General features: G+C 39.1%; 2 protein-coding genes. Both read right to left on the reverse strand.

Annotated elements, in window-relative coordinates; genetic code table 11:
* Window positions 1-851: AAA-like domain-containing protein (locus H6F47_RS26590; RefSeq protein ID WP_190651753.1), on the reverse strand; the 851-nt coding region annotated here is incomplete at its 3' end.
* 405 nt (window positions 852-1,256) lie between these two features.
* A complete protein-coding gene (locus H6F47_RS26595; RefSeq protein WP_190651755.1) occupies window positions 1,257-5,348 on the reverse strand; it encodes a DNA methyltransferase in 4,092 nt (1,363 codons plus the stop codon).
* Window positions 5,349-5,789: the final 441 nt, after the last annotated feature.

Below are 5,789 nucleotides of genomic sequence, written 5' to 3' on the forward strand. Positions count from 1 at the left end.
TTAATTAATATTTCCTTGGCTGTTAAAATATGTTCTTTTGTAATAGTAATATTTCTATCTTTTACCATTTTTTCTACAATTTCTTTAGCTAAAGCATTCACTAACCAAGGTTGTCCTTGGGTTAAATCATAAGCTGTTTCTATTGCTTCTGGTGTGAAAATTTGTCCTGTTGCTGCTGTATGTTGTTGATATAATTCTCCTACTTCTGCAAGATTAAAATTTCTCATAGTCAGAGAAGCAACTTTTATATTAAAAGGACTAGAAGTATTTAATCTGTCACTACCTCCCGATGCTACTTTATAATCTCGCACATCTCGTAAACCAATTAAACCTACTGATGAGGGAAAATTTTCTGGACGGTTAGGAAAACCATCTCTTAATTGTCGTAAAATAGAAATTAATGTTTGATCTTGTAAAGAATCAATTTCATCTATAAATAATACTAAAGGGCGGTTTAAAGATGTTGCCCAAGCTGATAAAAAAGCTTTAATTCTGCTTCCTGGTTCTTCCTGTTGCCATTGTTTAACAGGTGGTTGTAATTCTTTGGGTAAACGAATATTTATTGTATCATACCAAGTTCCTAAAATGGCTAATTCTGCGGTGGTAGGATCATGATTAAATGCACTGCCTACTTCTACAGATACCATGACTGCGGCATAATTTCCAGTGTCGGTAAGTTGTTTTGCTAGGGATAACATGGCGGTGGTTTTCCCTGTTTGTCGTGGTGCGTGTAGGACAAAATAACTACGTTGTTGAATTAACGCCTCTAAATCTGGTAATCTGACTGTGGGAGATAGGAGATAGTGGATATCATTTGAACATGGACCTGCAATATTAAACCAGCGAGTCATAGAAATTTTGGTAATAGGTGAACTCTTTAAGTTTACACATTTTTCATGCTCCTAATACATATAACCCACATTCCGCACTTCGCTTTATAATACATGAAGATTAAGAAAATTGGGGTTAATGGTGGTTGAATAGCGAACTGCTTGCAGCATTGCTTCGCTATCGCCGAAGGGCTATAATTCATACGTTTAAATAGGGGATGCTGAGAAAGTCTTGTCGTGATGACAGGTGACAGGTGACAGGTGCTAGGCCACGCTTCGCTATCACAAAGTGCAAGCTTTTTTAGGATCATAGCACCTAAAACCAGGCGCAATTTTAATTTTCATCATCCTTAATCCCTTGATTTATCTAGGTTCTACATTTATTCAGCATCCCCTATTTATATCCCAATCACCAATCACCAATCATCAGTCAATATTAAATAACGGTAACTCATTATTTGTGGTTTTGGTATTTTTCACCGTCTTCTTTTTATTACTCTTCCCTTTTTTCTTCCCTTCTGCAACTTTTCCTCCTAATATTTCTGACTCATAGCGTTTTTGGTTGAGTTCCAACAACTTCGCTAAAACTTCATCATGTATTTCCTCTGGCCAACGATATCTCCAAGGTTTTTTCTTACTTCTTTCTCCTCTCTTGGTAGGAGAGATATCAGGGGTGAGGTCTTCTTCTTCGTAGTCTAATAAAAATTCGCATTCTGTGGATATGTCACCCCATCCATAAGCGTTGAGAACCTCTTTATCCATTGCGGTGTGTAGTTCTCTGAGTTTAATAATGTCGGGGTCGTATTCGTCGGGGTCATGAAAACGGTTGTAGGTTTCTGTCAGTCCTTGGTTGTTTTTTACCATCAACTCCGCACGGTATTCATAATAGGTTTTTCCCGCTTGTTCTAATATGGGGTTGTTTTCCCAGTTTTCGGGAAAGGGGAAGGTTTCAAAACAGTCTGATGGTGTGTAACGCAGGTCATCTTTCATTGATGAACCAAAAAATCTTGTCCATATTTCATGGATGCGAGATTGTAATATACAGAAAAATGAGTTTTTATCATTTGCAAATACTACCAATGAATCAGAATAAACCATTGCACTTGGTAGAAATGTAAATGAACCATGTTGACCTACGCGAGAAATAACTAACACCCTATTAAGTTGTGATATTGCTTTAGTTCCTTCCTGATTTCTTCTTCCAAATAGCCACCATTGACTACTATAACTACCTGGTTTATTTTTTCGCTCAGGGTAAACTTTTTCTTTTACTATATTATATAAATCAGGATATTCCCTAGCTTCCTCCTCACTCATCTCCCCAAAATTAATTACATATCTCCGATGTGCATGAGTAGGACTAGAATTAACTTCCTCACCTCCAATATAAGGAAAAATTCTCTCTGCATTTTTGGGATTTTCTGCAATTAACCTGTGCATTTCTGCTATCGGTGTAGCTTCCGGGTTATGATCATCAAAAGTGAAACCCATTCCTAAAACAATACTACCTTGAAAACTCTTATCCGCATTTGCTATTAACTTCTCAGGGTCCTTATTTCCCCCCGCATGAAATAAAAACGCCGTAATTAAATCAACTTGCTTATTATCTAACAACTTTTTGCCCACATACTCACCCTTAAAACAGTGAACCACGCTAACCACCACCGCAGCTAAACCCGGCCACTTTAACCGTTTTTGGGCATTATAAATAATTCCCTCATGTTCACAAATATATCTCAAACCCGTGCTGCGGGTATCTCCCTGGGCGATGGTGTTAGTAGCAATTAACCCAAAAGTGCCATTTTTACGTAATAAATCAAACGCCCTTCTAAAAAAATGTGCGACTAAATCAGCATTACCATGAGATTCAGGATTGACAACTTTCAACCAATCTAAATAACCTTGAATATTACCATTAATTGTGGTATTTTTACCCGCAAAAGGTGGATTTCCAATAATTGCATCAAAACCGGGATTTTTGCGATCAAACACTTCTGGAAATTCAATTTCCCAATTAAAAACAGGAACAGGTTTTTCCCCAGATTTTAAACTATTACATATATTGATAATTTCTTCTTTCTCCTGTTGGGGCAACCACGGGGGGTTTGCTTCTACCGACTCCTTTACGGGCGAAGCATTCGGGTGAGAAATTCTTGATTTTTCCTCAATATTTTTGTCCAAATGCTTCGCCCCTACCTTGGCAAACATTAACCGTAACTTCTCTAACTCATCCTTCCTTGCTTTATCTTTTTCTGCTGTAAAAAACGCCGCAATAACTAAGTCACCTCTAACCCTGGTTTCCTCTAATTCTTTTTCTACATCTTCGTATTTTTCCCGTTTCTTCCCATATTCATCATCACCAAAATTAACAATCTCATTTCTATAATTTTTCACATTATCAATTGCTAATGGTAAGGATAAACTTTCATCTGTATAGGTAGTATCCGCTATCCAACTAAAATTTTTAATCTGTTCCCGCGTCAACCCCACCAAAGAGTCACCCCATTTCAACGCATGATCTAAAAATGTAAAAGTATGATTTTTCGCTAAGGTTGCCAACCACAAAGACAACTTCGCTAAATTCACAGCAAACGGATTTTTATCTACTCCATACAAACACCGTTGTGCTACCACCCGCCGCGCAAACAATAACACATCCTCATCCCCAGGAATAACCGGAGTATTTCCCTGTTTTTCCCACACTTCCACCACCTTTTCCGCTATCTGACGACAAACTTCTACCAAAAACGCCCCCGAACCCATGGCTAAATCACAGACTTTCAGGTTTAAAATGTCCTCAGATGTGGGGTGATCTCCCAACTTCTCAAATACCGGTCTTAATGTTTCTGTAACTATCGGTGCAGTTAACGCCCTTGGTGTATAATGTGACCCACTCCGTCGTCGTTCTTCCCCTGGTTGCAAGTACAAACTGCCCACGGCCATTAAACTTGGTGTTTTTGGTGATACCTTGCGCCCCAGTGCATTTACTACTTCCTCAGCCGTTTTCGCCCCTTTCAACTCCGTTAAGGATTTACCGCTAATTTCACAGTTAGCTTGTTCTTTTAAATACTTTACCCTATCCCCGGCCTTGGTTTTGAGAATATCATCAACACTCACAACCACCGTTACAGAAGCCTTTGCACTTTTGGGTTTACTCCACACCCCGATAGATGGACTAGTAGCCATTTGCACCTCATAACCCATAATCGCCTCATACACAGATCCGATTTGTTCCACATCCAAGGAACGGTAAGAAAGTCTTTCCCCATCGAGTACAAGTAGTCCTTGTAACACCCGGAAAATCACCCCATCGGAAACGCGGGGAATGTTCAAGTTATTCTCGTTCCCAGTCTCCGACTGGGAACTAGAGTTGTTAGAGTTGTTATCTCCCCTCCTGACTCCTGACTCCTGACTCCTGACTCCTTCTAAAAACGGATATTCCTGCGGGTCAAATAATTGACCTTCACGGGCGGGTAAATACAGATTGGCGTGACAACCACCACTATAAACGAGCCTAAACAAACTCAACAACCAAGCCCAAGCACCATAACGCTGATCCATTGTATCAGGAAAATTACCAGCGTCTTCTCGCAATCTTTCATACAATCCAGTTACGGAATAATAACGGGTATATACCGCATCCTGGGACATTAAACCCCGATCTTCGGCGTATAGTAAAAATACTAATCTTAATAAGATGGTAATCAAACCACCATATATATGTTGGGGATTATATTCTGCAATGTCTCGCAATAACCGCCCATTAGCTGCTGCATCAGCCGCTTGAAATCCTCTTAATAATTCCCAAAGTGCTTCTAATACCTGTTCTGATAGTTGGGTGGAAACTTCGTTTTGTGCTTTGCGACTGCGTTCTAATAATGCTGGTAAACGCTTTTCTAGGGGATAGGTAAATAATATGTCGGGGTTTAGCAACATTTCTAAAGCTGCTAATATCGGTCTACCTGCTATTTCACACATATTATTGATGTTAAATGTGAGATATCCCGATGATTCAGCCGCCGGAGCATAAACGAGTCTTAATTCTATTTCGTTGTATAATATGCCTATATGTACTTTGCTTTCTTTTAATAAACGTTCAAATTTTAACTGGGGTGTCGTTTGCCATCCGGTGTTACTTGCTACTACTTCATCTAGTGGTTGTCCCGATTTGAGAGTTTGTATCAACATTAAATAACCACCCTCTGCACCGGGTACAGCATAGTCAGGGGTGAGGTTTTCTTGATAGGATTCTAAATATACTGATAATTCTGCTAATACTGATTCTGTATTAATTAAATCGCTTTCTTGCCAATCGAGAACCTCGATAGCGAAATCTGCAAAGTTATGTGATTCTGCTTGACTTTCAATAAAATTACGGAGACGTATTTGTAAATCAACTACATTTTTTTGAGGAATTATCCCCGCTTCACTCAGTACACCAGGGGATACAACCCAGCCCACAGGCTGCATTAAGCCTAACCATTGTTTATGGAGGTATTTGTATTCTTTGTTACTCATATTATTGGTGATGGGTGATGGGTATATTATTTTATTTTGTCTGAATCAGACAATTATCAATTATCAATTATCAATTATCAATTATCAATTATCAATCACATCCCGTACATCCTCAAATCCTGGATATTATCTCGACTTACTTCGACTTACTTCGACTGCGCTCAGTACAAGTCGCTCAGTACAAGTCGCGGTAGTTGAGCGTAGTCGAAACTCGATAACCACCTGATTCAGACAATTATCAATTATCAATTATCAATTATCAATTATCAATTATCAATTATCAATCACATCCCATACATCCTCAAATCCTGGTTATCCTGATTCAGACAAAATAAATCATCAATAAAATCATAATAAAATAATTATATCCCCAGTCCCCAGTCCCCAGTCCCCAGTCACCAGTCCCCAGTCCCCAGTCCCCAGTCCCCAGTCCCCAGTCCC

The sequence above is a fragment of the Sphaerospermopsis sp. FACHB-1094 genome (assembly GCF_014696195.1).
Classification (GTDB): Bacteria; Cyanobacteriota; Cyanobacteriia; order Cyanobacteriales; family Nostocaceae; genus Sphaerospermopsis; species Sphaerospermopsis kisseleviana.